The 26,681-nt window shown below is 68.1% G+C and carries 26 protein-coding genes; 5 read left to right on the forward strand and 21 right to left on the reverse strand.

Annotation, left to right across the window (positions count from 1 at the left end):
* Positions 1-15 precede the first annotated feature (15 nt).
* Both ACFPOE_RS07805 and clpB read right to left on the reverse strand, forming a co-directional pair.
* Positions 16-297, reverse strand: a complete 282-nt coding sequence (locus ACFPOE_RS07805; protein ID WP_376849503.1) for a hypothetical protein — start codon at positions 295-297, stop codon at positions 16-18.
* Positions 298-303: 6 nt separating this feature from the next.
* On the reverse strand, positions 304-2,937 hold the full coding sequence (gene clpB / locus ACFPOE_RS07810; RefSeq protein ID WP_376849504.1) for an ATP-dependent chaperone ClpB: 2,634 nt from the start codon (positions 2,935-2,937) through the stop codon (positions 304-306).
* A 106-nt stretch (positions 2,938-3,043) separates the two neighbouring features.
* Between clpB and ACFPOE_RS07815 the strand changes: the two genes are divergently transcribed.
* Positions 3,044-3,634: a hypothetical protein gene (locus tag ACFPOE_RS07815; RefSeq protein ID WP_376849505.1), complete on the forward strand. Its 591-nt coding sequence runs from the start codon at positions 3,044-3,046 to the stop codon at positions 3,632-3,634.
* A gap of 77 nt (positions 3,635-3,711) precedes the next feature.
* Here ACFPOE_RS07815 and ACFPOE_RS07820 read toward each other — a convergent pair whose 3' ends face one another.
* Both ACFPOE_RS07820 and ACFPOE_RS07825 read right to left on the reverse strand, forming a co-directional pair.
* Positions 3,712-4,971 (reverse strand): flavin-dependent oxidoreductase, encoded by a 1,260-nt coding sequence (locus ACFPOE_RS07820; protein ID WP_376849507.1) that lies wholly within the window; start codon positions 4,969-4,971, stop codon positions 3,712-3,714.
* A gap of 64 nt (positions 4,972-5,035) precedes the next feature.
* A complete protein-coding gene (locus tag ACFPOE_RS07825; RefSeq protein ID WP_376849509.1) occupies positions 5,036-6,010 on the reverse strand; it encodes a tripartite tricarboxylate transporter substrate binding protein in 975 nt (324 codons plus the stop codon).
* Positions 6,011-6,102: 92 nt separating this feature from the next.
* Here ACFPOE_RS07825 and ACFPOE_RS07830 point away from each other — a divergent pair, with 92 nt between their 5' ends.
* Entirely contained in the window at positions 6,103-6,591 is a 489-nt protein-coding gene (locus ACFPOE_RS07830) for a MarR family winged helix-turn-helix transcriptional regulator (RefSeq protein WP_376849510.1), read from the forward strand.
* A gap of 4 nt (positions 6,592-6,595) precedes the next feature.
* On the opposite strand, the gene ACFPOE_RS07835 is transcribed toward ACFPOE_RS07830, so the two are convergent.
* The 8 genes from ACFPOE_RS07835 to ACFPOE_RS07870 form a co-directional block, all read right to left on the reverse strand.
* Positions 6,596-8,791 (reverse strand): prolyl oligopeptidase family serine peptidase, encoded by a 2,196-nt coding sequence (locus tag ACFPOE_RS07835; protein WP_376849512.1) that lies wholly within the window; start codon positions 8,789-8,791, stop codon positions 6,596-6,598.
* A 13-nt stretch (positions 8,792-8,804) separates the two neighbouring features.
* Positions 8,805-9,278: a molybdenum cofactor biosynthesis protein MoaE gene (locus ACFPOE_RS07840; protein WP_376849513.1), complete on the reverse strand. Its 474-nt coding sequence runs from the start codon at positions 9,276-9,278 to the stop codon at positions 8,805-8,807.
* Positions 9,279-9,281: 3 nt separating this feature from the next.
* Positions 9,282-9,533, reverse strand: a complete 252-nt coding sequence (locus ACFPOE_RS07845; protein WP_376849515.1) for a MoaD/ThiS family protein — start codon at positions 9,531-9,533, stop codon at positions 9,282-9,284.
* On the reverse strand, positions 9,530-10,750 hold the full coding sequence (locus tag ACFPOE_RS07850) for a molybdopterin molybdotransferase MoeA (protein WP_376849516.1): 1,221 nt from the start codon (positions 10,748-10,750) through the stop codon (positions 9,530-9,532). The genes ACFPOE_RS07845 and ACFPOE_RS07850 overlap by 4 nt, the downstream gene beginning before the upstream one ends.
* Positions 10,747-11,280 carry a molybdopterin-guanine dinucleotide biosynthesis protein B gene (gene mobB, locus ACFPOE_RS07855; protein ID WP_376849517.1) on the reverse strand — a complete coding sequence of 178 codons (534 nt, stop codon included), beginning with the start codon at positions 11,278-11,280 and terminating at the stop codon, positions 10,747-10,749. Before mobB ends, ACFPOE_RS07850 begins: the two co-directional genes overlap by 4 nt.
* A gap of 8 nt (positions 11,281-11,288) precedes the next feature.
* The gene (gene thrC / locus ACFPOE_RS07860; protein ID WP_376849519.1) at positions 11,289-12,794 is read right to left on the reverse strand and encodes a threonine synthase; all 1,506 of its coding nucleotides are present in this window, start codon (positions 12,792-12,794) and stop codon (positions 11,289-11,291) included.
* An 80-nt stretch (positions 12,795-12,874) separates the two neighbouring features.
* Positions 12,875-14,185, reverse strand: a complete 1,311-nt coding sequence (locus ACFPOE_RS07865) for a homoserine dehydrogenase (protein ID WP_376849520.1) — start codon at positions 14,183-14,185, stop codon at positions 12,875-12,877.
* Positions 14,182-15,408 carry a pyridoxal phosphate-dependent aminotransferase gene (locus ACFPOE_RS07870; RefSeq protein ID WP_376849521.1) on the reverse strand — a complete coding sequence of 409 codons (1,227 nt, stop codon included), beginning with the start codon at positions 15,406-15,408 and terminating at the stop codon, positions 14,182-14,184. The genes ACFPOE_RS07865 and ACFPOE_RS07870 overlap by 4 nt, the downstream gene beginning before the upstream one ends.
* A 99-nt stretch (positions 15,409-15,507) precedes the next feature.
* Here ACFPOE_RS07870 and ACFPOE_RS07875 point away from each other — a divergent pair, with 99 nt between their 5' ends.
* The 3 genes from ACFPOE_RS07875 (at position 15,508) to ACFPOE_RS07885 (ending at position 18,433) form a co-directional block, all read left to right on the forward strand.
* A complete protein-coding gene (locus tag ACFPOE_RS07875) occupies positions 15,508-15,885 on the forward strand; it encodes an Mth938-like domain-containing protein (protein WP_376849523.1) in 378 nt (125 codons plus the stop codon).
* 160 nt (positions 15,886-16,045) lie between these two features.
* The gene (locus tag ACFPOE_RS07880) at positions 16,046-16,522 is read left to right on the forward strand and encodes a peroxiredoxin (RefSeq protein ID WP_376849525.1); all 477 of its coding nucleotides are present in this window, start codon (positions 16,046-16,048) and stop codon (positions 16,520-16,522) included.
* Between the two features lie 195 nt (positions 16,523-16,717).
* Positions 16,718-18,433 carry a PhoH family protein gene (locus tag ACFPOE_RS07885; RefSeq protein WP_376849527.1) on the forward strand — a complete coding sequence of 572 codons (1,716 nt, stop codon included), beginning with the start codon at positions 16,718-16,720 and terminating at the stop codon, positions 18,431-18,433.
* Positions 18,434-18,661: 228 nt separating this feature from the next.
* On the opposite strand, the gene dnaB is transcribed toward ACFPOE_RS07885, so the two are convergent.
* From dnaB to ACFPOE_RS07930, 9 genes are all read right to left on the reverse strand, one after another.
* Entirely contained in the window at positions 18,662-20,077 is a 1,416-nt protein-coding gene (gene dnaB, locus ACFPOE_RS07890; RefSeq protein ID WP_376849528.1) for a replicative DNA helicase, read from the reverse strand.
* Positions 20,078-20,365: 288 nt separating this feature from the next.
* Positions 20,366-20,818: a 50S ribosomal protein L9 gene (gene rplI, locus ACFPOE_RS07895; protein ID WP_376849529.1), complete on the reverse strand. Its 453-nt coding sequence runs from the start codon at positions 20,816-20,818 to the stop codon at positions 20,366-20,368.
* Positions 20,819-20,830: 12 nt separating this feature from the next.
* Positions 20,831-21,112, reverse strand: coding sequence for a 30S ribosomal protein S18 (gene rpsR / locus ACFPOE_RS07900; RefSeq protein WP_048438842.1), 282 nt, complete (start codon positions 21,110-21,112; stop codon positions 20,831-20,833).
* Positions 21,113-21,134: 22 nt separating this feature from the next.
* Entirely contained in the window at positions 21,135-21,416 is a 282-nt protein-coding gene (gene priB / locus ACFPOE_RS07905; RefSeq protein WP_376849531.1) for a primosomal replication protein N, read from the reverse strand.
* Between the two features lie 17 nt (positions 21,417-21,433).
* Entirely contained in the window at positions 21,434-21,799 is a 366-nt protein-coding gene (gene rpsF / locus ACFPOE_RS07910; RefSeq protein WP_376849533.1) for a 30S ribosomal protein S6, read from the reverse strand.
* Between the two features lie 129 nt (positions 21,800-21,928).
* Entirely contained in the window at positions 21,929-22,405 is a 477-nt protein-coding gene (locus ACFPOE_RS07915) for a hypothetical protein (protein ID WP_376849535.1), read from the reverse strand.
* Positions 22,406-22,554: 149 nt separating this feature from the next.
* The gene (locus tag ACFPOE_RS07920; RefSeq protein ID WP_376849537.1) at positions 22,555-24,252 is read right to left on the reverse strand and encodes an MFS transporter; all 1,698 of its coding nucleotides are present in this window, start codon (positions 24,250-24,252) and stop codon (positions 22,555-22,557) included.
* Between the two features lie 80 nt (positions 24,253-24,332).
* Positions 24,333-26,384, reverse strand: a complete 2,052-nt coding sequence (locus ACFPOE_RS07925) for a VC_2705 family sodium/solute symporter (protein ID WP_376849538.1) — start codon at positions 26,382-26,384, stop codon at positions 24,333-24,335.
* Positions 26,377-26,637 (reverse strand): DUF4212 domain-containing protein, encoded by a 261-nt coding sequence (locus tag ACFPOE_RS07930; protein WP_376849539.1) that lies wholly within the window; start codon positions 26,635-26,637, stop codon positions 26,377-26,379. Before ACFPOE_RS07930 ends, ACFPOE_RS07925 begins: the two co-directional genes overlap by 8 nt.
* Positions 26,638-26,681: the final 44 nt, after the last annotated feature.

The following is a 26,681-nucleotide window of genomic DNA, read 5'->3' on the forward strand; positions in this document are numbered from 1 at the left end:
CCGCCGGCCCGCGGCTCAACCCGGGTTGCGCGGCGGCTTGGCCTCGACGTCGATGATGTCGCCGATCTCCGGCGCCGGCCGCACCGCGGCCGGGCGGCGCGTCATGTTCTCGAAGCCGCGCCGGGCCCGGACGTGGACCACGAACGGGCTGACCGCCCGCCCGGTCAGCCGGGCCCACGCATAGCGGACGCTCCACAGCGTGAGCGCCAGCGCGACGACCACCGCCAGGCTGGCGGCGAACACGAGGCCGGCCGCCAGCAGCACCAGCCGGACCAGGAAGGTGAGCAGGCCCTGCATGCCCGCTTACGCCGGCGCCGCTTCCGGCAGGGCCTTGGCCTCGCCGAAGTGGAAGACGCCGGGCTCGCGTACCGGGTCCACGTCCACCGGAATCGCGCTCTTGGGCGGGAAGCGCCCTTCCAGGATCAGCTTGGACAGCGGGTTCTCGATCCGCTGCTGGATCGCGCGCTTGAGCGGCCGCGCGCCGAACACCGGGTCGAAGCCGACCTTGGCCAGTTCCTCCAGCGCCGCCGGCGACACGTTCAGCGTCAGGTCCATCTTGGCCAGGCGCTGCTCCAGGATCCGCAGCTGGATCGCCGCGATCCGTTCGATGTCCTTGGCGTCGAGCGAATGGAACACCACCGTCTCGTCGATCCGGTTCAGGAACTCGGGGCGGAAGTGGTCCTTGAGCTCGCCCCACACCGCTTCCTTCACGTCCTCGTAGGGCTTGCCGACCATGGCCTGGATCATGTGCGAGCCGATGTTGCTGGTCATCACGATCACCGTGTTCTTGAAGTCCACGGTGCGGCCCTGGCCATCGGTCAGGCGGCCGTCGTCCAGCACCTGCAGCAGCACGTTGAAGACGTCGTGGTGCGCCTTCTCGACTTCATCGAGCAGGATGACGCTGTAGGGCTTGCGGCGCACCGCTTCCGTCAGGTAGCCGCCCTCCTCGTACCCGACATAGCCCGGCGGCGCGCCGATCAGCCGGGCCACCGAGTGCTTCTCCATGAACTCGCTCATGTCGATGCGGATCAGGTGGTCTTCGCTGTCGAACAGGAAGTTGGCCAGTGCCTTGCACAGCTCGGTCTTGCCCACGCCGGTCGGGCCCAGGAACAGGAAGGAGCCGGTCGGCCGGTTCGGGTCCGACAGCCCCGAGCGCGAACGCCGGATGGCGTTGGACACCGCGGCGATCGCTTCATGCTGGCCGACCACGCGGCTGTGCAGCTTGTCCTCCATCTGCAGCAGCTTCTCGCGGTCGCCCTGCATCAGCTTGGACACCGGGATGCCGGTGGCGCGCGCCACCACCTCGGCGATCTCCTCGGCCCCGACCATGGTGCGCAGCAGCTGCGGGCGGCCGCCGTCCTTGGCGCTCTTGGCCTTGCCCGACTCCACGTCCTGGGCCGCCTTGAGCTTGCTTTCCAGCTCCGGCAGCCGGCCGTACTGCAGCTCGGCGACCTTGTTGAAGTCGCCCTTGCGCGTCGATTCCTCGATCTGCCGGCGCAGCTTGTCGATCTCTTCCTTGATCTGGGCGCTGCCCTGGGCCTGGGCCTTCTCGGCCTTCCAGATCTCCTCCAGGTCGGCGATCTCCTTGCCCAGCCGGCCGATCTCTTCCTCGATCAGCGTCATGCGCTTCCTGGACGCTTCGTCCTTTTCCTTGCGGATGGCTTCGCGCTCGATCTGCAGCTGGATCATCCGGCGGTCCAGCCGGTCGATCGCCTCCGGCTTGGAGTCGATCTCGATCTTGATCTTGGATGCCGCCTCGTCGATCAGGTCGATCGCCTTGTCCGGCAGGAAGCGGTCCGTGATGTAGCGGTGCGAGAGCTCGGCGGCAGCGACGATCGCCGGGTCGGTGATCTCCACGCCATGGTGGACCTCGTATTTTTCCTGCAGCCCGCGCAGGATGGCGATGGTGGCCTCCACGCTCGGCTCGTCGACCATCACCTTCTGGAACCGGCGCTCCAGCGCCGCGTCCTTCTCGATGTACTTGCGGTATTCGTCCAGGGTGGTGGCGCCCACGCAATGCAGCTCGCCGCGCGCCAGCGCCGGCTTGAGCATGTTGCCGGCGTCCATCGCGCCCTCGGCCTTGCCGGCGCCGACCATGGTGTGCAGTTCGTCGATGAACAGGATGGTCTGGCCCTGGTCCTTGGACAGCTCGTTGAGCACGTTCTTCAGCCGCTCCTCGAACTCGCCGCGGTACTTGGCGCCGGCCAGCAGGCTGGCCATGTCCAGCGACAGCACGCGCTTGTTCTTCAGCGTCTCCGGCACTTCGCCGGCGATGATGCGCTGGGCCAGGCCCTCGACGATGGCGGTCTTGCCGACGCCGGGCTCGCCGATCAGCACCGGGTTGTTCTTGGTGCGCCGCTGCAGCACCTGGATGGCGCGGCGGATCTCCTCGTCGCGGCCGATCACCGGATCGAGCTTGCCCTGGCGGGCGCGCTCGGTCAGGTCCATGCAGTATTTCTTGAGCGACTCGCGCTGGCCTTCGGCGTCCGCGCTGTCCACGTTCTGGCCGCCGCGCACCGCGTCGATCGCCGATTCCAGCGACTTGCGGCTCAGTCCGTTCTCGCGGGCGACGGTGCCGATGTCATGCCTGCTGTCGGCCACGGCCAGCAGGAACAGCTCGCCGGCGACGAACTGGTCGCCGCGCTTGATCGCCTCCTTCTCGGCCGCCTGCAGCAGCGACACCAGGTCGCGCCCGACCTGGACCTGTTCCTGGCCCTGCACGGTCGGCAGCTTGTGCATCAGCGTCTCGGCGCTGGCCAGCAGGCCCGGCACGTTGACGCCGGCGCGCTGCAGCAGGGCTCGTGGCCCGTCTTCCTGGCGCAGCATGGCCACCAGCAGGTGCGGCGGCTCGATGTAGGCGTGGTCGTTGCCCAGGGCCAGCGTCTGCGCCTCGCCGAGCGCTTCCTGGAATTTGGTGGTGAGTTTGTCCAATCGCATCGTTTGTGCTCCATTCTCCAGAACAGGTTTGGCTTGCCCCCGGGTTTTCAAGGGCACTCTACGCCGCGCCGGCTCGGCCTGGCTGACTAGAATCAAGTCCGGCGCAATGAACATCCACCAGCTGTCCGTCACTTACCTCCCCGACGAGGACCGGATCCTGGCCCGCATCAACACCACGGCGGGCGAGGAAATGCGCCTGTGGCTGACGCGCCGGCTGATGCTGGGCCTGTGGCCGCTGCTGAGCAAGCTGATGACCGGCCACCTGCTGCGGCTGGAAGCGGCCGGCAGCTCGCTGGAGACGGCCAGCGACGAGCTCAAGACCATGCTGGCCGATTTCCGCAAGCAGGAGTTCCTGCAGCACGCGGACTTCGAGACGCCCTACAAGGAAGAGCAGGCCAAGCTGCCGCTGGGCGAGGAGCCGCTGCTGGTGACGGACGTGGACGCCGCGCCGCTGCCCAACGGCCGCCTGCGCCTGAGCTTCAACGAGAACACGCCACCAAAGGCGGGCCAGGGCCAGCCGCGCCGCTTCCAGATGGAGATGGAGCCGCGCCTGATGCAGGGCCTGCTGCACCTGCTGGAGCAGGCCCTGGGCCAGTCCAGGTGGCGCGAGCCCTTCGATCCCGGGCCCGCTTCGGCCGAAGACCCGACCCATCCGGATGCAGCCTCGCGCTTGAACCGGCCGCGCTACTTGAACTGAATGCGGACAGCCGGACGCAGAACACGCCGAGGGAAAAACCTGAAGGATCTTCCCGAATCCTTCTTGCGTTTTCTGCGTTACTTCTGCGTCTTCTGCGTCCTCGTCCCCGCATTCATCGCATCCAGCGAGAAGCCGGCGACGTCCTTGTAGGCGTCGGAGATGGCGCGCAGCTGGTCCTGGCTGATCAGGCTGTCGATGCCACCCTCGATCGGACGGCCGCCGCTGAGCTCGTCGGCCTTCATGATGATGAAGTCGGGCGGCACGGTGCGGTTGGTCTGCACCACCCTGGAGGTCGGGCCCAGGCGCAGCGCCTCGTAGCGGGCCAGCGCCTGGCGCGGATCGCCGCCCATGGCCAGCTGGTCGGCCAGCGTCCGGGCATCGACCAGCGCCTGGGCCGACCCATTGGAGCCGCGCGGGTACATGGGATGGGCGGCGTCGCCCAGCAGCGTCAGGCGGCCGAAGGTCCAGCGCGCCACCGGGTCCTTGTCCACCATCGGGTATTCGAAGGCCTGCGAGGCGCCGCGGATCAGCGCCGGCACGTCCAGCCAGTCGAAGCGCCAGTCCTTGACCACATCGATGAAATCGGCGGCGTCGCCAGCGCGGTTCCAGTCGTTCATGGGCGCGCCCTCGCGCTGGATCTCCGCCACCCAGTTGACCAGCTGGTTGCCCTGGCCGTCCACGTTGTCGGCGATCGGGTAGATCACCATCTTGCCGGTCTCGATCGAACCGATCCGGATGTAGCTCTTGCCGGTGAGGATCGGCTTGTGCACCGTCACGCCGCGCCAGGTGTTGATGCCGGCGAAGGCCACCTGTTCGCCGGGATAGAACTGCCGGCGCAGCGCCGAATTGACGCCGTCGCAGGCGACCACCACGTCGGCGCGCACCGGCGGCAGCGGCTCGCCGGCCGCGCTCTGGAAGGCGATGGTGGCGCCCTGCTCGTCCTGCTCGATGCCGGTGCCGCGGTGGTTCAGGTGCACGTGGTCGAAGCCCAGCCGCTGGCGCGCCGCCGCCAGCAGCGCGCGGTGCAGCTTGCCGCGGTGGATGCCGACCTCGGGCACCTGGTAGCCGGCGTGGCGGCCGCGCGGTTCGCGGTAGATGAACTGGCCGTAGCGGTTGAAAAACACGCTCTCCAGGTTTTCGATGCCCTCGGCCTCGAGCTCCTGCTGCAGCCCCAGCGCCGCCAGTTCGGTCATCGCGTGCGGCAGCAGCGTAATGCCGACGCCGATCTCCTTGACCTCGGGCACGGATTCGTAGACGTCGCAGGACAGGCCGCGCTGGTGCAGCCCCAGCGCCAGTGCCAGGCCGCCGATGCCGCCGCCGACGATTGCGATGTTCATGGTGCGTCGGGCTTTCGACGGGCGCCCCGAAGATGGCACGAAGTGATGCGCGCGGGTGCCATGGTCAGTCCGCGGTGATGTGCTGGGACCGGATCAGGGCCGCCCAGCGCCTGGCGTCCTGCGCCACCAGCTGCTGGAACTGCGCCGGCGTGCTGCTGGCCGGATCCATGCCCTGGGTGGTGAAGGCGGTGCGGATCTCGGGCAGCGCCAGGATCTCGCGCAGCTCGCGGTTGAGCCGGGCGACGAATTCGGGCGAGCTGCCCGGCGGGGCGAACACGCCGTACCACATGTCCACGTTGATCTTGCCGGCCCGCGCCTCGGCCAGCGTGGGCACGTCGGGCAGCAGCGGATGGCGCTTGTCGCTGCCCACGCCCAGCGCCACCAGCCGGCCCGCCTTCACGTAGGGCAGCGCGACGTGGATCGGCAGGAACATCGCGTCCACTTGGCCGCCCAGCAGGTCGGTGACGGCACCGGCCGTGCCGCGGTAAGGAATGTGCGTCAGGAACACGTGGTTGGTGGCCTTGAACAGCTCCATCGACAGGTGGTGCGGCGTGCCGACGCCGGGCGACGCGTAGTTGATGCGGCCGGGGTTGGCCTTGGCCGCCCGGATCAGGTCGGCCGCCGAGTGGAAGCCGGTCTTGGGATTGGCCACCAGGAGCAGCTGGCCCCAGCTGGTGAGGGACACCGGCACCAGGTCCTTCACCGGGTCGAAGGGCAGCGTGGGATAGAGGCTGGCGTTCATGACCAGCGTGCTGACGCTCACCAGCAGGGTCTGGCCGTCAGGTTTGGCGCGCACCACTGCCTCGGTGCCGATGTTGCCGGAGGCGCCGGCGCGGTTCTCCACCACCACCGGGCGGCCCAGGCGTTCGCCCAGCCTGGGCGCGACGGTGCGGGCGATCAGGTCGATGCCGGTGCCCGGCGTGAAAGGGACGATCAGGCGCAGCGGCACGGCGGACGGCGCGGTGGACTGGGCGGCGGCGCCCGCCACGGCGAGGGCGGCGACGGCCAGGATGGCTGTCCGACGGATCAGCTGAAGCATGGAAAAATCCTCAGTGTTGGCATGCTAACTATTATCGGCGCTGGAGGCCCAGGCACAATCCATGGATTCCCTAAACGCACGGCTGAGCCACCTTGCCCCCTGATCCGATCCTGCCGAGCCTGTCGCGCCTGTACACGAGGCCCGGTTTCCTGCTGCGAAGGGCCCACCAGATCTCCGCCGCGGTGTTCGAGGACGAATGCCGCGAGGTCGGCCTCACCCCCGCCCAGTTCGGCGTGCTCACCGTGCTCAGCGTCCAGCCCGGGCTGGGGCAGTCCAGCCTGGCGCGGGCCCTGGGCTTCGACAAGGTGACGGTGCTGCGGGTGCTGCGCGGGCTGGAAAACCGGGGCCTGGTGGCGCGCACCCCGGCGCCCGACAACAAGCGCAACGTCTGCGCCGCCCTGACCGCCAGCGGCGAGCAGCTGCTGGCGCAGGCGCAAAAGCCGGCCGAGGCGGCCTACAAGCGGCTGCTGGCGCCGCTGGATCCGCAGCAGCAGGCGCAGCTGCTGCAGTTGCTGCAGCAGCTCACCGGCGAGCTGGAAGGCGACGCCCGCGCCGCCTTCGTGCCGCCCCCGCCGCCCTGAGGCTTCACCTGGCGGCCAGGTGCCGCTTGTTCATCTGCCACAGCAGGAAGCTGTAGGTGTCCGCGCTGACCGAGCGCTGCTGCGCCGGCGTGCTGCCGATGCCGTGGCCGGCCTGGGCATCGACGCGAAACAGCACCGGCTTGCCGCTGCTGCTGGCGGCCTGCAGGCGGGCCGTGGTCTTGGCGCTGTTCCACGCATCCACCCGCGGATCGTTCAGGCCGTGCACGAACAGCACCGCCGGATAGGCCGTGCCGTCCCTGATCTGGTGGTAGGTGCTCATCTCCAGCAGGCCCTTGAAGCCGGCCGGGTCCTTCACGGTGCCGAATTCCGAGATGTTGGTGATGCCGTTGGCCGTGTCCTCCGCGCGGATCGCGTCCAGCATGCCCACGTGGATCACGGCGGCGGCAAACAGCTGCGGCGCATCGGTGATGGCGCGGCCGGCGAACACGCCGCCGGCGCTGCCGCTCATGATCCCGAGCGTCGCAGGCGACGCGTAGCCCTGGTCGACCAGGTACTGGCCGCAGGCGATTGCGTCCTTCCAGGTGTTGGGCTTGTCCAGGCGGGTCCCGGCCATCCGCCAGGCATCCCCGTAGACGCCGCTGCCGCGCACGTTGGCCACCGCCACCACGCCGCCGTTTTCCAGCCAGGCGATGTTGCCGACCCGGAAGCCCGCCGTCTCGCTGATGCCGTACGAGCCGTAGCCGAGCAGCAGGGTGGGGTTGCTGCCGTCGCGCCGCAGGCCCTTGCGGTGCAGGATGGTCATCGGCACCAGCACGCCGTCGTGGCTGCGCACCGTCACGTCCTGCACCACCACCTCCGGCAGGCCGGCGGGCGCGGCGGTGTCGAACTGGGCCAGCGGCGACAGCCTGCCGCCGCGCAGCAGGAAGCCGCGCCCCGGCTGGGTCCAGCCGGCCAGCGACACGATGAAATCGGCGTGCGCGTGGGCCGGGTCCTCGGCGATGCCGGCCGCGCCGGGAAAAGGCAGCGCGATGGCCTGGCCGGCGCTGTTGCCGGGGGCGTAAGCGCGCAGGCCGATGGTGGCGCCGCGGCGCACCCGCGCCAGCAGCCGGTCCTTGCCGATCACGAAGCCTTCGATCAGGCCGTCGGCCGGCGGCTCCGCCACCGGTGTGGCCGTGCGCAGGTCGGGCCGGCGCAGGTCCAGCTTCATGATGCGAAAGCGCGGCGCGTCCACCTTGGTGCGGTAGTACAGGTCGTTGCCGCGCAGCTCGATCTCCAGCAGATGGTCGTCGAAGCCGGCGAGCCGGCGCCACGGCACCGCGCCGCCGGCGGTGAGCTGGTCGACGCGGGCGACGAACACCGAGCCTTCCTGCTGCGTCGTGTCGTTGGTGGCCGCGACCACCCAGGGGCTGCCCGGATCGAACAGCAGGCGTCCGTTGTCCAGCCGCTGCAGCCCGAGGTCGCGCGTGACGGCAGCGCCGAACACGGCGCGCGCCTGCTGCGGCGCGTCGCCCAGCCGCAGCAGCATCACGGCGCTGTCCAGGTAGGTTTCGCTGGCCGCGTCTTCGGCATTGAGCTGGCGCAGCTGGTTGAAGGCGATGGTGCGGTTGTCCGGCAACCAGCTGACGCCGCCATCCGGCACCCGCGCCACCGGCTGGCCCACCTGGCGGCCGCTGGCGACGTCCAGTACATACAGCGAGGCGTCCTCGGAACCCCCGGCCGACAGGCCGTAGGCGAGGTGCCGGCCGTCCAGCGAAGGCACGAACCAGTTGATCGCATGGGGCACGCCGGTGCGCTGCGCCTGCACCTCGGGATCGACCAGGATCTTCTCCTTGCCGCCGAGGCCGTCGCGCATCGCCAGCTTCACCTGCCGGCCGCTGCGTTCGCGCAACAGGTAGAACAGCCGGCCGCCGGCGGTGCGGGTGATGCCGTAGCGGCGGTCGCCCAGGCCCTGCTCCAGCTGGGCCAGGCGCTGCTCGATCTGCGCGCGGCCCTCGATGCGATCGAGCAGGCTGCGCGCGTAGGCGCCCTGCTCGCCGATCCACGCCTTCACCTGCGGGTCGGCCAGGTTCTCCATGTAGCGGTACGGATCGTGGACCGCGACGCCGTGCCAGCTATCCACCTGGTCGCGCACCGGCGCCACCGGCGGTCCGACGCTCTCGGCCGCCGCGGCCAGCGGCAGCGCCGCCGCCAGCGCCAGAATGAAAAATGCGCCCCGGCGGCGCATTGCATGATTGGTCAAGGTCGACTCCCCATCAACGGTTCTGCGATGTTATCCCCCAGCGGGCCAGCGCGGCGTCGTCGCTGACCCGGGCGTCCACCCATTGCGCGCCCGCGGGCGTCTGCTCCTTTTTCCAGAACGGCGCCTGGGTCTTGAGGTAGTCCATCAGGAATTCGCAGGCCTGGAAGCTTTCGCCGCGGTGGGCGGAGGTGACCGCCACCAGCACGATCTGGTCACCCGGCTGCAGCAGGCCGACCCGGTGCACGACCCGCGCGCCGCAGATGTCGAAGCGGCGGTGCGCCTCGTCGATCATCGCCTCGATCGCCTTTTCGGTCATGCCGGGATAGTGCTCCAGCTCCATCGTGCTGACGGACACGCCGCCGCTGCGGTCGCGCACGGTGCCGACGAAGCTGCAGACCGCGCCGACGCCGGCATCGCCGGCCCGCAGCGCGGCGATCTCCTGCGCGACGTCGAAGTCGGCTTCGCGGATCGAGACGCGCGCCGCCATCGCCTATCCCCCGGTCACCGGCGGAAAGAACGCGACCTCGCAGCCCTCGGCCAGCGCTGCGTCTTCGTTGCTCATCACCTGGTCGAGCGCGGCGCGCACCGCCTTGCCGCGCGCCAGGCTGGCGGCGTGCGGGCCGCCACGGGCGATCAGTTCGTCGCGCAGGGCGCCGACGCTGGCAGCGCGCGTGTCCACCGTTTCGGTGCCGCGGCCCAGCGCTTCGCGGATCGAGGCGAAGTACTTCACATTGACCTTCATTGCAGCAGCTCCGCCAGCGCCAGGAAGCGCACCGTGTCGCCGCGGGCGATGGCCCGGCCCGCCGGGTTGTCCACCAGGCCGTCGGCCCAGCTGGCCGAGGTCAGCACGCCCGAGCTCTGGTTGGGGAACAGGTCCAGCCCGCCCTCGGCGTTGCGCCGCACCCGCAGGAATTCGCGGCGGCGGTCGCCGCGGCATTCGAAGTGCGCCGTCATCGCCATGCCCGTGGGCTGCAACCGCGTCGCGCCCTGCAGCTTGAGCACGAAGGGCCGCACCAGCAGCACGAAGGTGACGAAGCTGGACACCGGGTTGCCCGGCAGGCCGATGAAATGGGAAGCGCCGACCTTGCCATAGGCAAAGGGCTTGCCCGGCTTCATCGCGATCTGCCACATGGACAGCCGGCCCAGCGCCTCCACCGCCGGCTTGATGTGGTCTTCCTCGCCGACCGACACGCCGCCGCTGGTGAGGACCAGGTCATGGTCCATCGAGGCGCCGCGCAGCGCCTCGATGGTGGCGTCGCGGCGGTCCGGCACCACGCCCAGGTCGGTCAGCTCGCAGCCCAGGCGCTGCAGCAGCGCGCGCAGGAAGAAGCGGTTGGAGTTGTAGATGGTGCCCGGCTTCATCTGCTCGGGCGGCACGGCGCCGGGCATCACCAGCTCGTCGCCGGTGGAGAACAGCGCGACGCGCGGACGGCGGGCCACCAGCAGCCGGTCCAGCCCGATGTTGGCTGCCAGGCCGATGTCGGCCGGGCCCAGCCGCTGGCCGCGCGACAACACGACGGCGCCGCGCGTCACGTCCTCGCCGGCGCGGCGGATCCACTGGCCGGGTGCCGGCACGCGGTTGATGCGGACGATCTGTTCGCCGGCTGGTTCGGTGTCTTCCTGCATCACGATGGCATCGGCGCCGGGCGGCACCTGCGCGCCGGTGAAGATGCGGGCCGCGCTGCCGGGCACCAGCGGCTCGGGCTGGGCGCCGGCGGCGATGCGCTGGCTGACCGGCATCACCACGCCCTCGTCGGCGATCTCGACGCTGCGCACCGCATAGCCGTCCATCGAGCTGTTGTCCTGCGGCGGCACCTGCAGCGCGGACACGCAGTCCTGCGCCAGCACGCGGCCGTCGGCCTCGAAGGTCGAGACCGTTTCATGGCCCGCCAGCGGCAGCGCGTGGGCAAGCAACTCGGCCAGCGCGTCGTCCAGCGCCGTGAGGCCAGGCCTTGTCATGTGTACATCTCCGGGTCGTAGTCGAACCGGTGGCCATTGTCGGCCAGCCAGCGGGCGATGCCGTCCGGATCGTTCAAATCCAGCACCGGGCGCAGGGTGGGTTGCGGCAGCGCACCCGGCGAATCGGTGGCGATGGCGACGACGAAGTCGTCGTCCGGATAGCGCGCCGGCATGCCGGCCGACGCCCGCCAGACCTCCATCTTGGACAGGTTGCTGTCCTTGAAACCTTCCACCAGCACCCAGTCGACGCCGTCGTAGAGCTCGGCCAGCAGATGGTGGACGTTCATGCGCGCCGGCCGCTCGAACTCGCGCATCAGCGCCAGCCGCCGGTCCGAGGCCACGATCACCTCGAAGGCGCCGGCCTGCCGGTGCCGGAAGGTGTCCTTGCCCGGATGGTCGATGTCGAACTCGTGGTGGGCGTGCTTGACCACCGACACCCGCAGGCCCATCAGCTTGAGGGCGGGGATCAGGCGCTCCACCAGGGTGGTCTTGCCCGAGCCGGAGTAACCGGCGAAGCCGACGACTTTCATCCGCGCCTTCAGCCGCAGTGGCTGGCGATGAAGGCCTTCACGGCCTCGACATCCGGGGCCAGCACGGTGACGCGGCGGGGCAGCTGCTCCAGCCCCAGGAACTTCGCCGGCCGCTCCGGCTCGCGGCCCAGCGCCTCGACGATGGTGGCGGCGAACTTGATCGGCAGCGCCGTCTCCAGCACGATCATCGGCACGCCCGGCTGGCGCTGCTCGCGCGCCACCTTCAGGCCGTCGGCCGTGTGGGTGTCGATGACCACGCCGAAGCGCTGCGCCGTGTCGCGGATGGTGGCCAGACGGTCCGCATGGGTGCTCTTGCCGCTGACGAAGCCGAAGCGCTCGCGCGCCTGCCGGAAGGCCGGGTCCTGGCTCAGGTCGAACTTGCCCTCCCTGGCGAGCTGTTCGCCGAACAGCGACTTGACGCGCGCGCCGTCGCGGCCCAGCAGGTCGAACACGAAGCGCTCGAAGTTGCTGGCCTTGGAAATGTCCATCGACGGACTGGAGGTTTCATGCGTGTCGGCGGCCGCCCGCACCCGGTACACGCCGGTGCGGAAGAACTCGTCGAGCACGTCGTTCTCGTTGGTGGCCAGCACCAGCCGCTCGATCGGCAGCCCCATCATGCGCGCCACGTGGCCGGCGCAGATGTTGCCGAAGTTGCCCGAGGGGACGGTGAAGCTGACGGTTTCCGCCCGGCCCGAGCCGGTCGAAGGCCCCGTCGCCTGAAAATAGCCGGCGAAGTAGTACACGACCTGTGCCACCAGCCGCGCCCAGTTGATCGAGTTGACGGTGCCGATGCGGTACTTGCGCTTGAACGCCAGGTCGTTCGACACCGCCTTGACGATGTCCTGGCAGTCGTCGAACACGCCGTCCAGCGCCAGGTTGTGGATGTTGGCGTCCTGCAGGCTGAACATCTGGGCCTGCTGGAACGGGCTCATGCGGCCGTTGGGCGAGGTCATGAAGACGCGCACGCCCCGCTTGCCGCGCATCGCGTATTCGGCGGCGCTGCCGGTATCGCCCGAGGTGGCGCCCAGGATGTTCAGTTCCTCGCCGCGGCGCGCCAGTTCGTACTCGAACAGGTTGCCCAGCAGCTGCATCGCCATGTCCTTGAAGGCCAGGGTCGGGCCGTTGGACAGGCCTTCGAGATAGAGCGGCGCGTTCGCATCGACCGTTCGGGCTGAGCTTGTCGAAGCCCCCGCGTGCCCTTCGACAGGCTCAGGGCGAACGGATTTCTCGAGCATCTTCAGCGGAACGATCTCCTTCGTGCCGAACACCTCTTCGGTGTAGGCCTTGCGGCAGACCGCCCTCAGGTCGGCGGCCGGGATGTCGTCGATGTACAGCGACAGGATCTCGAAGGCCAGGTCGGCATAGGGCAACTCGCGCCACTTCTCCAGCGTGGCGGCGTCCACTTGCGGATAGTGCTCCGGCAGGTACAGCCCGCCGTCGGGCGCCAGGCCTTCCAGCAGGATCTCGCAGAAATGCTTGCGGTCCGCATGGCCGCGGGTGGAGACGTAGATCATTGGCCGCACGGCCGCCCGACGGCCGATGAGCGCCACCTCGGGGGGCAGGGAACGCAGTGAACGTGGGGGCTCATAGTCATTCAGGCCAGTTCTTCCTTGCGGATGCGGGTGATCGGGGCCAGCACCGTGGCCAGGCCCTGCATCTGGGCGATCACGTCGTTCATGGTGCCTTCGCGCACGCTGTGGGTCAGGATGATCAGGTCGGTCTGCTTCTCGCCCTCGCCGGCCTCGCGCTGCAGCATGGCGTCCACGCTGATGCCGGCCGCCGCCAGCAGCCCCGTCACCTTGGCCAGCACGCCGGCTTCGTCGGCCACCCGCAGGCGCAGGTAGTAGCTGGTCACCACCTCGGTCATCGGCAGCACCGGCGCGTCGCTCATTGCATCGGGCTGGAACGCCAGGTGCGGGACGCGGTGCGCTGCGTCCACGGTGTGCAGCCGCGTCACGTCCACCAGGTCGGCGATCACCGCGCTGGCCGTGGGCTCGCTGCCCGCGCCCTTGCCGTAATAGAGCGTGGTGCCGACGGCGTCGCCCTGCACCATCACCGCGTTCATCGCGCCCTCCACGTTGGCGATCAGCCGCTTGCTCGGCACCAGGGCGGGATGGACGCGCAGCTCGATGCCCTTGGCCGTCCGCTTGGTGATGCCCAGCAGCTTGATGCGGTAACCCAGCTGCTCGGCGTACTTGATGTCCTGCGCCGCCAGCCTGGTGATGCCTTCCACGTAGGCCTTGTCGAACTGGACCGGGATGCCGAAGGCGATGGCCGACATGATGGTGGCCTTGTGCGCCGCGTCCACGCCCTCGATGTCGAAGGTCGGGTCCGCTTCCGCATAGCCCAGCCGCTGCGCGTCCTTCAGGGCGACGTCGAAGTCCAGTCCCTTGTCGCGCATCTCCGACAGGATGAAGTTGGTGGTGCCGTTGATGATGCCGGCGATCCATTCGATGCTGTTGGCCGTCAGGCCCTCGCGCAGCGCCTTGATGATGGGAATGCCGCCGGCCACCGCCGCCTCGAAGGCCACCATCACGCCCTTGCGGTGCGCCGCGGCGAAGATCTCCGTGCCGTGCACTGCGAGCAGCGCCTTGTTGGCGGTGACCACGTGCTTGCCGGCCTCGATCGCCTCCATCACCAGCTGGCGGGCGATGCCGTAGCCGCCGATCAGCTCCACCACGATGTCGATGTCCGGATTGGCGATGATGGCGCGGGCATCGTCGACCACCCGGACCCCCGGCCCGACCAGGGACTGGGCACGCGCGGTGTCCAGGTCCGCGACCATGGTGATCTCGATGCCGCGACCGGCGCGGCGCAGGATCTCGTGCTGGTTGCGCTTGAGGACGTTGTAGACGCCGCTGCCGACGGTGCCGATGCCCAGCAGGCCGACCTGGATTGCTTTCATAGGGAAGTGCGTTTTCTGTAGCTGGCCAGGAATCTGGCGATCCGTGCGATCGCCTCGCGCAGGTCGTCCTCGTGCGGCAGGAACACGATGCGGAAATGGTCGGGCGAGGCCCAGTTGAAGCCGGTGCCCTGCACCAGCATCACCCGCGTCTCCTGCAGCAGTTCGAGGAAGAACTGGCGGTCGTCCTGGATCGGGTAGATCTTCGGGTCGAGCCGGGGGAACATATAAAGGGCCGCCTGCGGCTTGACGCAGCTGACGCCGGGAATGGCGGTGATCAGCTCGTAGGCCAGGTCGCGCTGGCGGCGCAGGCGCCCGCCCTCGCCCACCAGCTCGTGGATGCTCTGGTAGCCGCCCAGCGCGGTCTGGATCGCGTACTGGCCCGGCACGTTGGCGCACAGCCGCATGTTCGAGAGCATGGTCAGGCCCTCGATGTAGTCGGCGGCCGGCTTCTTGTCGCCGGAGACCACCACCCAGCCGGCGCGGTAGCCGCATGAGCGGTAGCTCTTGGACAGCGAATTGAAGGTGAGCGTGAGGACGTCCTCCGACAGGCTGGCGATCGCGGTGTGCTTGACGCCGTCGTACAGCACCTTGTCATAGACCTCGTCGGCCAGGATCACCAGGCCGTGCTCGCGCGCGATGGCGACGATGGCCTTGAGCAGTTCGTCCGAATACAGCGCGCCGGTCGGGTTGTTCGGGTTGATGACGACGATGCCCTTGGTGCGCGGCGTGATCTTGCGGCGGATGTCGTCCAGGTCGGGCATCCAGCCGTTGGCTTCGTCGCACAGGTAGTGCACCGGCGTGCCGCCCGACAGGCTGGTGGCCGCGGTCCACAGCGGATAGTCCGGCGCCGGCAGCAGCAGCTCGTCGCCGTCGTTGAGCAGGGCGTTGGTGGACATCGCGATCAGTTCGCTGGCGCCGTTGCCCAGGTAGATGTCGTCCATCGTGACGCCGGCGATGCCCTGCTTCTGGGTTTCGTGCATCACCGCCTTGCGCGCCGCGAAGATCCCCTTGCTGTCCGAATAGCCCGAGGCGTTGCCCAGGTTGTGGATCATGTCCTGCTGGATCTCTTCGGGCGCGTCGAAGCCGAACACGGCGAGGTTGCCGATGTTCAGGCGGATGATCTTGTGGCCCTCTTCCTCCATCTGGCGCGCCGCATCCATGATGGGGCCGCGGATGTCATAGAGCACGTTGGCCAGCTTGGCCGATTTCTGGACGGTTTTCAAAGCCCCTCCGGGGTGGTTTTCGACTCGGGAAACCTATAATTTGACCATACTTCGCTGCGCGTTCCCCGCAGTGCAACATTGGAGCCGGCACCGCGCAACATGAAGCTGCAACCCGACAAATCCGACGTGCAATCGATCAGCGGCTACGGCCCCGGCTGGGTCGGCGTCAACGGCGAGAAGATCACCCACAGCGTCATCGTCAGCAGCAAGGGCGACCGGATCGAATGGCCGTCCAGCCGCTTCGAGGACCTCGGCCCCGAGCACTTCGCGCAGCTGGCGCAGCTCGACGCCGAGGTGGTGATCTTCGGCAGCGGCTCGCGCATCCGCTTTCCGAAGGCCGCGTGGCTGCAGCCGCTGCTGGCCCGGCGGATCGGCATCGAGACCATGGATACCGCTGCGGCCTGCCGCACGTACAACATCCTGGCGCAGGAGGGCCGCAGCGTTGCGGCAGCGCTGTTGCTCGAGCCTGCGGCCTGAAACCCAAGGCTGGCGCGACGCGCGCGCCGGCATGCATGCCGTGGGCTCTTTGGACCGGGCACGGGGCGGGTAGCTCTTTTCGGGTAAAATCAGGGGTTGCAGCGGGCTGGCCTCCGGCCCCGATCAGCAACGAAACACTGTCACACCGAGTACAAAACCCATGGCGATCGTTGTCAACAAACCCATCCCCGAATTCGAAGCGAACGCCACCGGCGGAATCAGGGTCACCAATACCTCGCACAACGGCGCAGTGCTGGTGCTGTACTTCTACCCGAAGGACAACACCCCGGGCTGCACCACCGAGGCCATGCAGTTCCGCGACAAGTACAAGGATTTCGTCAAGGCCGGCGCCCAGGTGTTCGGCGTCTCGCGCGACAACATGAAGTCGCACGACGAATTCAAGACCAAGCTGGAACTGCCGTTCGAGCTGATTGCGGACACCGAGGAAAAGATGTGCCACATGTTCGGCGTGGTCAAGAACAAGATCATGTACGGCAAGAAGGTCAAGGGCATCGAGCGCAGCACCTTCCTGATCGGCGCCGACGGCGTGCTCAAGCAGGAATGGCGCGGCCTGAAGGTGCCGGGCCATGTGGACGAAGTGCTCAAGGCCGTGAAGGCGCAGAAAAAGGCCGCCTGATCGCGCCCGCGGGCCGTGACGTTTTGTAGCAACAGCTCACACGGCCGGTTTGTAGGGTCACGGCAGATGTGCATAATGAATTCATGCAGTTGACCGCGACGCCGAGCGTCATCACCGCTGAACCCGATCAAGCCGCCCGGCCTTCCTGGCGGCTTTTTTGTTTGTCGACTTCCCTATCCGAAGGCCCCCCGCCCCATGCCACTGCCCCCCGCCCCCTCCAAGCGCGCCGCCCTGCTCTCGCCGGAAGCCTACGATGCTCCGGCCCGAACCACGCACAAGGCCGCTCGAAAAACGGAGGCGCAGCCGCCGGCCCGCGCGGCCGCTGAGAAGCCGCAGGCCGGCCTGGACTTCGAGCCGCGCTCCGGCGGCGTGGCGCTGGAGGCCTCCGAAGCGGAGCAGGCCGACTCCTTCGACGACATCGAGGTGCTGGAAGACATCGCCGAGCCGGTCGCGCTGAAGAAGCGCGCCGTCGCCCCGCCGCCCGCACAGCCTGCCGCCAGGCCCAGGAAGGTCCGCTCCACCGGCCCGAGCAAGCTGTTCGTGCTGGACACCAACGTGCTGATGCACGACCCGATGAGCCTGTTCCGCTTCGAGGAACACGACATCTTCCTGCCGATGATCGTGCTGGAGGAACTGGACGGCCACAAGAAGGGCATGACCGAGGTGGCGCGCAACGCCCGCCAGGCCAGCCGCTCGCTGGACGCGCTGGCCGGCGCCCAGGGAGCGGACATCACGGGCGGGCTCAAGCTCAACTCCACCGGCCACCCGGAAGCCGGCGGCTGCCTGTTCTTCCAGACCACGCCGCTGGACAACCAGCTGCCGCTGAACCTGCCGCAGGGCAAGGCCGACAACCAGATCCTGGCCGTCGTCCATTCGCTGGGCCAGCAGTTCGCGCCGCGCGAGGTGGTGCTGGTGTCCAAGGACATCAACATGCGGGTCAAGGCCCGCGCGCTGGGCCTGGCCACCGACGACTACCAGAACGACAAGACCATCGACGACCTGGACCTGCTGTACTCGGGCGCGATGGCGCTGCCGCCGGACTTCTGGGCCAAGCACGGCAAGACCATCGAGAGCTGGCAGGCCGGCCACCACACCTATTACCGCATCACCGGCCCGGTGGTGCCCAGCCTGCTGATCAACCAGTTCGTCTATTTCGAGTCGCCCGGCGAGCCCAGCCTGTATGCGCGGGTGACGGAGATCCGGGCCAAGACCGCGGTGCTCAAGACCCTGAAGGACTACGGCCACCTGAAGAACGCGGTGTGGGGCGTGACCACCCGCAACCGCGAGCAGAACTTCGCGATGAACCTGCTGCTGGACCCGGAAGTGGACTTCGTCACGCTCACCGGCACGGCAGGCACCGGCAAGACGCTGATGGCGCTGGCCGCGGGCCTCACGCAGGTGCTGGACGACCGCCGCTACACCGAGATCATCATGACCCGCGCCACGGTGAGCGTGGGCGAGGACATCGGCTTCCTGCCCGGCACCGAGGAGGAAAAGATGGGCCCGTGGATGGGCGCGCTGGACGACAACCTCGAGGTGCTGGCCAAGACCGAGACCAGCGCCGGCGAATGGGGCCGCGCCGCGACCAACGAGCTGATCCGCAGCCGGATCAAGATCAAGAGCATGAACTTCATGCGCGGCCGCACCTTCCTGAACAAGTACGTGATCATCGACGAGGCGCAGAACCTGACGCCCAAGCAGATGAAGACGCTGGTGACGCGGGCCGGCCCCGGCACCAAGATCGTCTGCATGGGCAACCTGGCGCAGATCGACACGCCTTACCTCACCGAAGGTTCGTCCGGCCTGACCTTCGCGGTCGACAAGTTCAAGGGCTGGCCGCACAGCGGCCACATCACCCTGGCCAGGGGCGAGCGCTCGCGGCTGGCCGACTTCGCCAGCGAAGTGCTGTAGCGGGTGGCGTCCCGGGCTTGACCCGGGACCCAGACACCTGAAAACCAATACCGTCCATCAACGGGGGTCAGCGCTTGCCTTCTTGATCGACGGCATTTGCATTCGATGGTCTGGATGCCGGATCGGGTCCGCCATGACGACGATTCGCGGACGCAGAATCGCCAGGCCGCAAACCCGGCGCCTCCCGTTGGATCGACCGTCTTGGAAGAACCCGAGCCGGTCAGGCCGCTAGAAATCCGAGCCGCCGCCACCGCCCGCCAGGCTCTCGAACTTGGTGATCGGCTTGAGGAACGCCAGCTTGACGGTGCCGGTGGGGCCGTTTCGCTGCTTGCTGATGATGATCTCGGCGACGCCGGGCTCCTTGGAGTCCTTGTTGTAGTAGTCGTCGCGGTAGATGAACATGATCACGTCGGCGTCCTGCTCGATCGCGCCGGACTCGCGCAGGTCGCTCATCATCGGGCGCTTGTCGGTGCGCGACTCCACGCCGCGCGACAGCTGCGACAGCGCGATCACCGGGCACTGCAGCTCCTTGGCCAGCATCTTCAGGCCGCGCGAGATCTCGCCGACTGCCGTGGCGCGGTTCTCGTCGTTCATGCTGCTGGAGACGCTCATCAGCTGCAGGTAGTCCACCACGATCAGGCCGAGCTTGCCGCACTGGCGCGCCAGCCGCCGCGCATTGGCACGCAGCTCGCTAGTCGTCAGGCCCGGCGTCTCGTCGATGTGCAGCGAGACGGTGCGCAGCTTCTCGATCGCCTCGGTCAGCCGCGGCCATTCGTCGTCGGTCAGCTTGCCGGTGCGCAGGTGGCCCTGGTCGATGCGGCCGATCGAGCCGACGATGCGAACGGCCAGTTGCGAGGCGCCCATTTCCATCGAGAACACCGCCACCGGCAGGCCTTCGTTGAGCGCCACGTGTTCGGCGATGTTGATGGCCAGCGCGGTCTTGCCCATCGAGGGCCGCGCCGCCAGCACGATCATGTCGCCCGGCTGGAAGCCCGAGGTCATGCGGTCCAGGTCGTAGAAGCCGGTGGGCACGCCCGTGATGTCGTTCGGGTTGTCGGCCATCTCCTGGACCCGGTCCAGCAACTGCACCACCAGCGAGTCCATGCCCTGGAAGCCCTGCTTCATCCGCGAGCCTTCCTCGCCGATGTTGAAGATCTTCTGCTCCGCCTCGTCCAGGATCTTGTCGACCGCCTTGCCGTTGGTGTTGAAGGCGGCGGTGGCGATCTCGTCGCTGGCGCTGACCAGCTTGCGCAGGATCGAGCGCTCGCGCACGATCTCCGCGTAGCGGCGGATGTTGCTGGCGCTGGGCACGTACTGCGCCAGCGAATTGAGGTAGGCCAGCCCGCCGATCTCCTCCGCCTTGCCCAGGCCCTGCAGCTGCTCGTAGACGGTGATGACGTCGGCCGGCCGGCTGGCGTTGACCAGCCCGCCGATGGAGGCGTAGATCAGCCGGTGCTCGTAGCGGTAGAAGTCACTGTCGACCAGCAGGTCGCCGACCCGGTCCCAGGCATTGTTGTCCAGCAGCAGGCCGCCCAGCACGCTGGATTCGGCTTCGATGGAATGCGGCGGGATGCGCAGCTGGGCGATCTGGCGGTCGCGCGGGGTGGAAAAGTCGTCGTCGATGGACGTGAATACGGCGGACATGGGCTCCTCGGGTCAACCACGATGCTACGCCGCGGGGGGCGGGCAGTCACGGGACAAGGGTGTGGATAACTGCTGTAAATGCAGTGGGTGCAGGACCTAAGGCTGTTGATGGCCAGGTCCGAAGACCGGTCGATCAAGGAGGCGGGCCGGCTCCGCGCCGACCGACCACCACCTTGTGTGCCGACCCAAAGAAAAAGCCGCCCGCAGGCGGCTTCCGGAGTGCGAGGCCGCGGCGGACCTCCTTCTTGATCGACCGGCTGTTCGGAAACGGCCGGCCGGGAAAGCAGCTTAAGCCGTCTCGCCCAGCACCGAAACGTTGATGTCGACCACCACGTCGGTGTGCAGCTGCACGCTGACCGAGCTTTCGCCGACGGTCTTGATCGGGCCGTTGGGCATGCGCACCTGCGACTTGACCACCGGGTAGCCCTGCTTGGTCAGTTCCTCGGCGATGTCGGAGTTGGTGACCGAGCCGAACAGGCGGCCGTCGACGCCGGCCTTCTGGCTCAGCTTGACGGTGGTGCCGGCGAGCTTCTCGCCCTGCTTTTGCATGTCGGCCAGCTTGGCGGCAGCGGCCTTTTCCAGTTCGGCGCGCTTGGCTTCGAATTCGGCCTTGTTGGCTTCGGTCGCGCGGCGGGCCAGCTTTTGCGGGATCAGGAAGTTGCGGGCGTAGCCGTCCTTGACCTTGACGATCTCGCCGAGGCCGCCAACGTTGATGACCTTGTCCAGGAGAATGACTTGCATGTTGTTCGCTCCTTAGATGCGGTGCTGGTCGCTGTACGGGACCAGGGCCAGGAAGCGGGCACGCTTGATGGCGGTGTTGAGCTGGCGCTGGTAGATCGCGCGGGTGCCGGTCAGGCGGGCCGGGATGATCTTGCCGTTTTCGGCAATGAAGTCGCGCAGGGTGTCGACGTCCTTGTAGTCGATTTCCTCGACGCCGGCGACGGTGAAGCGGCAGAAGCGCTTGCGCTTGAACAGCAGCGACTGGGTGTTGCGCTTCGGACGCTTGTCCTTGTTGAATTTCTTGAACGTGGCCATTTGGGACCTCTCGAAAAATGAATTACGAAAAACTTTGAACGTGGAGCACGGGGTGCTTGCCGTTGCGGGGCGTCGCCAGGAAACCGCTGAAGCGCCAGGGGCTGCCGATCGGCTGCCGCACCAGCGTTTCCGCGAGGGAACCGAAGGCCACTGCCTTGACCGCCACCTTGACCTGCCTCTTCTGCCCCGCCTCCTCGATCTCCGACTCGTGTTCGAGCCTGAAATCCAGGGCGGGCAGTCCGGCTGGCGTGTACCGCAAGGCGCTGGCCTCGGCGATACAGGCGGTCAGGACGACCTGGTTCACTCCCGGCGTTCAGCCGCTTAGGACTGGTACTCCGCCTGCTGGGCCTTGCGCGCTTCTTCGCGCTCGACCGTCTTCATCATGGACGACGGGCCGGTGTCGGCCTTCTTCTTGACCACCGTCAGGTGGCGCAGGACGGCGTCGTTGAAGCGGAAGGCGTGCTCCAGTTCGGCCATCACGGGCTGTTCGGCCTCGATGTTGACGCACAGGTAGTGGGCCTTGGCCAGCTTGTTGATCTGGTAGGCCAGCTGGCGCCGTCCCCAGTCCTCGACCCGATGGATCTTGCCGCCGCCGGCGGTGATCATGGTCTTGTAGCGTTCCAGCATGGCCGGAACCTGCTCGCTCTGGTCCGGATGGATCAGCAGGATGATTTCGTAGTGACGCATGGATTCTCCTTGTGGATGGCCCCGGAACCCGGGGCTTGGATGGCAGCCGCCCGCTGCGTCTACTAGCGGTGCGGCAAGGGCAAAGCCAGCGATTATAGCCCGCCCGGGAGAACCCTGCCCCAAACCCCCTCAGGCGTCGTGCAGCGCCAGCGCCAGCGGCAGGAACTTGTCCGGCCCCACCGCCTCGCGGATCCGGGGAGCCAGCGCCGCCAGTTGCTCGTAGCTGCAGGCGCCCTCCACTGCCAGGTTCAGGCGAAAGCCCTTGAGCCCCATGGCGGCGGTCAGCTGGATGGCGATCGGATAGGCGTCGGCATAGCGCTGCTGCGGCGGCCGCGAGCTGTGCTCCGGCAGGTCCACCAGCGCCGCCGGCATGGTGTCCGGATAGGACTGCGGGCTCGGCAGCCCAGCGCGAACCTCGGGGTCGGACAGCAGGCCGATGGCCACCAGCTGCTCGATGTCGGCCCGGTCGATGCCGATGGCGGCCGTCGCGTCCAGCACGTCGTCCAGCGTGCGCTTGCCGTCGAACAGGATGAAGGCCGACCGCTGCCTGGGACTCAGCGCCACCGATCGGTCCTTCATCACCCGCAAGCCGGTCTCAGTCTTCACCAGGATCACGGTCACTCCTACAACGTTGGGTCGTGCGCACGAGTCTGGGGCGGATGGTTGGGCTCGGTAAGAGGGTCTTTCCAATAACCAGAAAGGACTACAAAAAAAGCCCGCCGGGGGCGGGCTTTGGTGGCTTTGCCGCAACGCAATCAGTCGCGGGCGTAGATGTCCACGTCCTTGGTTTCGCGGATGAACAACATCCCGATCACGAAGGTCACGGCGGCCACGACCACCGGATACCACAGGCCGTAATAGATGTCGCCGGTGGCCGCGGTCATGGCAAACGCCGTGGTCGGCAGCAGCCCGCCGAACCAGCCGTTGCCGATGTGGTACGGCAGGCTCATCGACGTGTAGCGGATCCGCGTCGGGAACAGCTCCACCAGCATCGCCGCGATCGGGCCGTACACCATGGTCACCAGCACCACCAGGAACACCAGCAGCAGCAGCACCATCGGCTTGTTCATCTTGGCCGGATCGGCCGCGGCCGTCAGGCCGGCGGACTTGGCGGCGTCGGTCAGGCCCTTGCGGAAGTCGCCGATCGCCTTGGCGCTGTCGGCCGAGAAGCCGTGGCGCTGCTCGTTCAGCGTCGCAGCCGGGGCCGTCAGCACCTTGTCGCCCAGCGTGATGGTGGCCGGGGTGCCGGGGGCGCCGACCTTGTTCTCGTACGGGATGTAGGCCTGGGTCAGCGTGCGCTTGGCGATGTCGCAGGAGGTGCGGAAATCGATGTCGCGCGCGATCGGGCTGCCCTGGAACGAGCATTCGTTCGGGTCGGCCGTCACGGTGACATGGCTCTTGAGCTGGGCTTCCTTCAGCGCCGGGTTGGCGTACTCCAGCAGCAGCGGAAACACCGTGAAGTACGTCAGCGCCGCGATCAGGCAGCCGGCCATGATGATCGGCTTGCGGCCGATCTTGTCCGACAGCGCCCCGAACAGGATGAAGAAGGGCGTGCCGATCAGCAGCGAGGCGGCGATGAACAGGTTGGCGGTGGTGTTGTCCACCTTGGCGATCGTCGTGATGAAGAACAGCGCATAGAACTGGCCGGTGTACCAGACGACGGCCTGGCCGGCTGTCAGCCCCAGCAGCGCCAGGATCACGATCTTGAGGTTCTTCCACTCACCGAAGGATTCCTTCAGCGGCGACTTGGAAGTCTTGCCCTCGGACTTCATCTTCTGGAAGGCGGGCGATTCGCTCAGGCTCAGCCGGATCCAGACCGAGACCGCCAGCAGCAGGATCGAGACCAGGAACGGAATGCGCCAGCCCCAGTCCAGGAAGTCCTTCTCGGCCAGCGAGTTGCGCACGCCCAGGATCACCAGCAGCGACAGGAACAGGCCCAGCGTCGCGGTGGTCTGGATCCAGGAGGTGTAGGCGCCCCGCTTGCCGTGCGGCGCGTGCTCTGCGACATAGGTGGCCGCACCGCCGTATTCGCCGCCCAGGGCCAGGCCCTGCAGCAGGCGCAGGCCGATCAGGATCACCGGCGCCGCCATGCCGATCGACGCGTAGCTGGGAAGCAGGCCGACGATGAAGGTCGATGCGCCCATGATCAGGATGGTCACCAGGAAGGTGTACTTGCGCCCGATCATGTCGCCGAGGCGGCCGAAGAAGATCGCGCCGAACGGCCGCACCAGGAAGCCGGCGGCGAACGCCAGCAGCGCGAAGATGTAGGCCGATGTCGGGTCCAGGCCGGAGAAGAACTGGCGCGCGATGATCGCCGCCAGCGAGCCGTACAGGTAGAAGTCGTACCACTCGAACACCGTCCCCAGCGAGGACGCGAAGATCACCTTGCGCTCCTCCCTGGTCATGCCCTTGGCCGCTCCTCCTGCCATCATGTCGCCTGTGGTCGTCGCCATGCCCGTCTCCTGTGGTTGTCGGTGGGGGCAGTGTTGGAACTGCTTCTGACAACACGCTGACAGGCAATCTAGGGCTAACCCTAGTGCCGGCGCCCGAGCAGGCTCACGGCCACCGCCAGCGCGAATCCGGCCGGCACGCCGAACACGCCGGCCGAGATCGGCTGGATCGCGAACCACAGGTCGCCGCCGGCCGGCAGCCCGGCCCAGGTCCGGAACGCGGACGCGTTGGCCACCATGTAATACACCGTGACGCCCAGCCCGCCGAGCATCCCGGCCACGGCGCCGGCCGGCGTGGTGCGGGGCCAGAAGATGCCCAGCACCATCACCGGCACCAGCGCCGAGGCGGCCAGCGAGAACGAGGCCGACACCAGCGGCAGGATGTCCGCCGGCTTGAACGACGCCACCAGCGCCGCCACCAGCGCTACTGCCATCAGCGCGAACTTGGACAGGATCACCCGCTGCTCGGGCGTCACGCGATGGTTGATCTCGTGGCAGTAGACGTCGCGCACCAGCGCGTTGCTGATCGTCAGCAGCAGGCCGTCGGCGGTGGACAGCGCCGCCGCCAGGCCGCCGGCCGCGACCAGGGCGGACACCACGTAGGGCAGCCCGCCGAGCTCCGGTGTCGCCAGCATGATCATGTCGGCGCCCAGGTGAATCTCGCCCCACTGCAGGATGCGGTCGCCGTTGACGTCGGCCACCTGGATCAGCGAGGGGTCGACCTTGGCCCACTGCGCGATCCATCCGGGCAGCGCATCGAAGCTGCTGCCCACCAGGTTGTGCATCACCTCGTACTTGACCAGCACCGCCAGCGCCGGCGCGCTCAGGTACACCAGCGCGATGAACAGCAGCGACCAGGCCACCGACGAGCGCGCTTCGGCGACCGTGGGCGTGGTGTAGTAGCGGGTCAGCAGGTGCGGCAGGCCGGCGGTGCCGACCATCAGGCAGAACATCAGCGCCAAGAAATTGCGCCGTGAAGTGTCGAACAGCTCGCGCTCGGCCGGCGTGCCCTGCGGGTCGCCGGCAAAGGCCTGGCTGTGCGGCGGGACGCCGCCCAGCGGGCCGGCGCGCTCGAAGCTCTCCTGCATGGCGCGGGTCCAGGCCTCGCGCGCGCCGGCCGCGTCGCGCGGCAGCGCCGCCAGCGCCCGGCTGGCCTGCACCACCAGCGCCGAATCGGCGCCCTGCGCCTTCAGGGTCCGGACCCGGGCCTGCGCGGCAGACCGTTCGCGCTGCAGCGAGCCCTCGATGTCGCGCAGCCGGGCTTCATAGTCGCGGGCGCGCTGGAGGTAGATCGCAGCCACTTCGCGCTCCGCCGGGTCGTCGGCCAGCTTGCGTTCCAGCTGCGCGATCTTCTGCAGCTGCGTGCCGTACACGATCGGCGCCAGCGGGTTGCCCAGCTGCTTGTAGGCCAGCCAGGACACCGGAATCAGGAAGGCCAGCAGCAGGATGACGTACTGCGCCACCTGGGTCCAGGTGATCGCCTTCATGCCGCCCAGGAAGGAGCACAGCAGCACGCCGCCCAGCCCCAGCAGGATGCCGATCTCGAACTGCACCCCGGTCAGGCGCGAAGCGATCAGCCCGATGCCGTAGATCTGCGCCACCACGTAGGTAAAGGAACAGACCACCGCGGAGAACGCCGCGATCATCCGCGGCCAGCGGCCGCCGAAGCGCACGCTGAAGTAGTCGGGCACGGTGTAGAGATTGAGCTTGCGCAGGTGCGGCGCGATCAGCAGCGCCACCAGGCAGAAGCCGCCGGTCCAGCCCAGCACGTAGGCCAGGCCGCCGGGCTGGGCCGCGGTGCCTCCGAAGCCCTGCAGGTACAGGCCGCCGGCCAGGCTGATGAACGAGGCCGCGCTCATCCAGTCGGCGGCGGCGGCCATGCCGTTGAACACGGGCGGGATGCGGCGGCCGGCGACGTAGTACTCCTCCGGATCGGTGGTGCGCCCGTAGATGCCGATGCCGGCATACACCATGACGGTGGAGAACATGAAGATCGGGCCGAGCCAGAAGCGCGACATGCCCCGGCGCTCGGCCCACGCCAGCAGCAGCAGGAACAGCAGCAGGCCGACCACGTAGCCGCCCAGGATGCGATAGAGCCGCCGCTTGTAGGCCGCGTACTGCGGCGCGTCACGCATCCGGCGGCTCCAGCGAATCCTCCGGCGCCAGCCGGCGCATCACCGTTGCATAGACCACGACGATGGCGATGAAGCCCAGCACCGCGCCCTGGGCCGCCATCCAGTAGCTGAAGGGCCAGCCGACCACCATGAACGACAGCTCGCGGGCGAAATAGCAGCACCCGAAGCTGATCGCCACCCAGACGGCCAGCAGGCCGGCCTTGAGCGCGAGCACGCGCGGGTCGTGTTTCTCCAGTGCCTTGGGGTCGACCATGGCGCGCATCATCGCACCGGCCGCGGACGGCTCAGCTAGGGCTT

Origin of the sequence: Caenimonas terrae (assembly GCF_042655405.1) — a bacterium.
GTDB lineage: Bacteria > Pseudomonadota > Gammaproteobacteria > Burkholderiales > Burkholderiaceae_C > Ramlibacter > Ramlibacter terrae_A.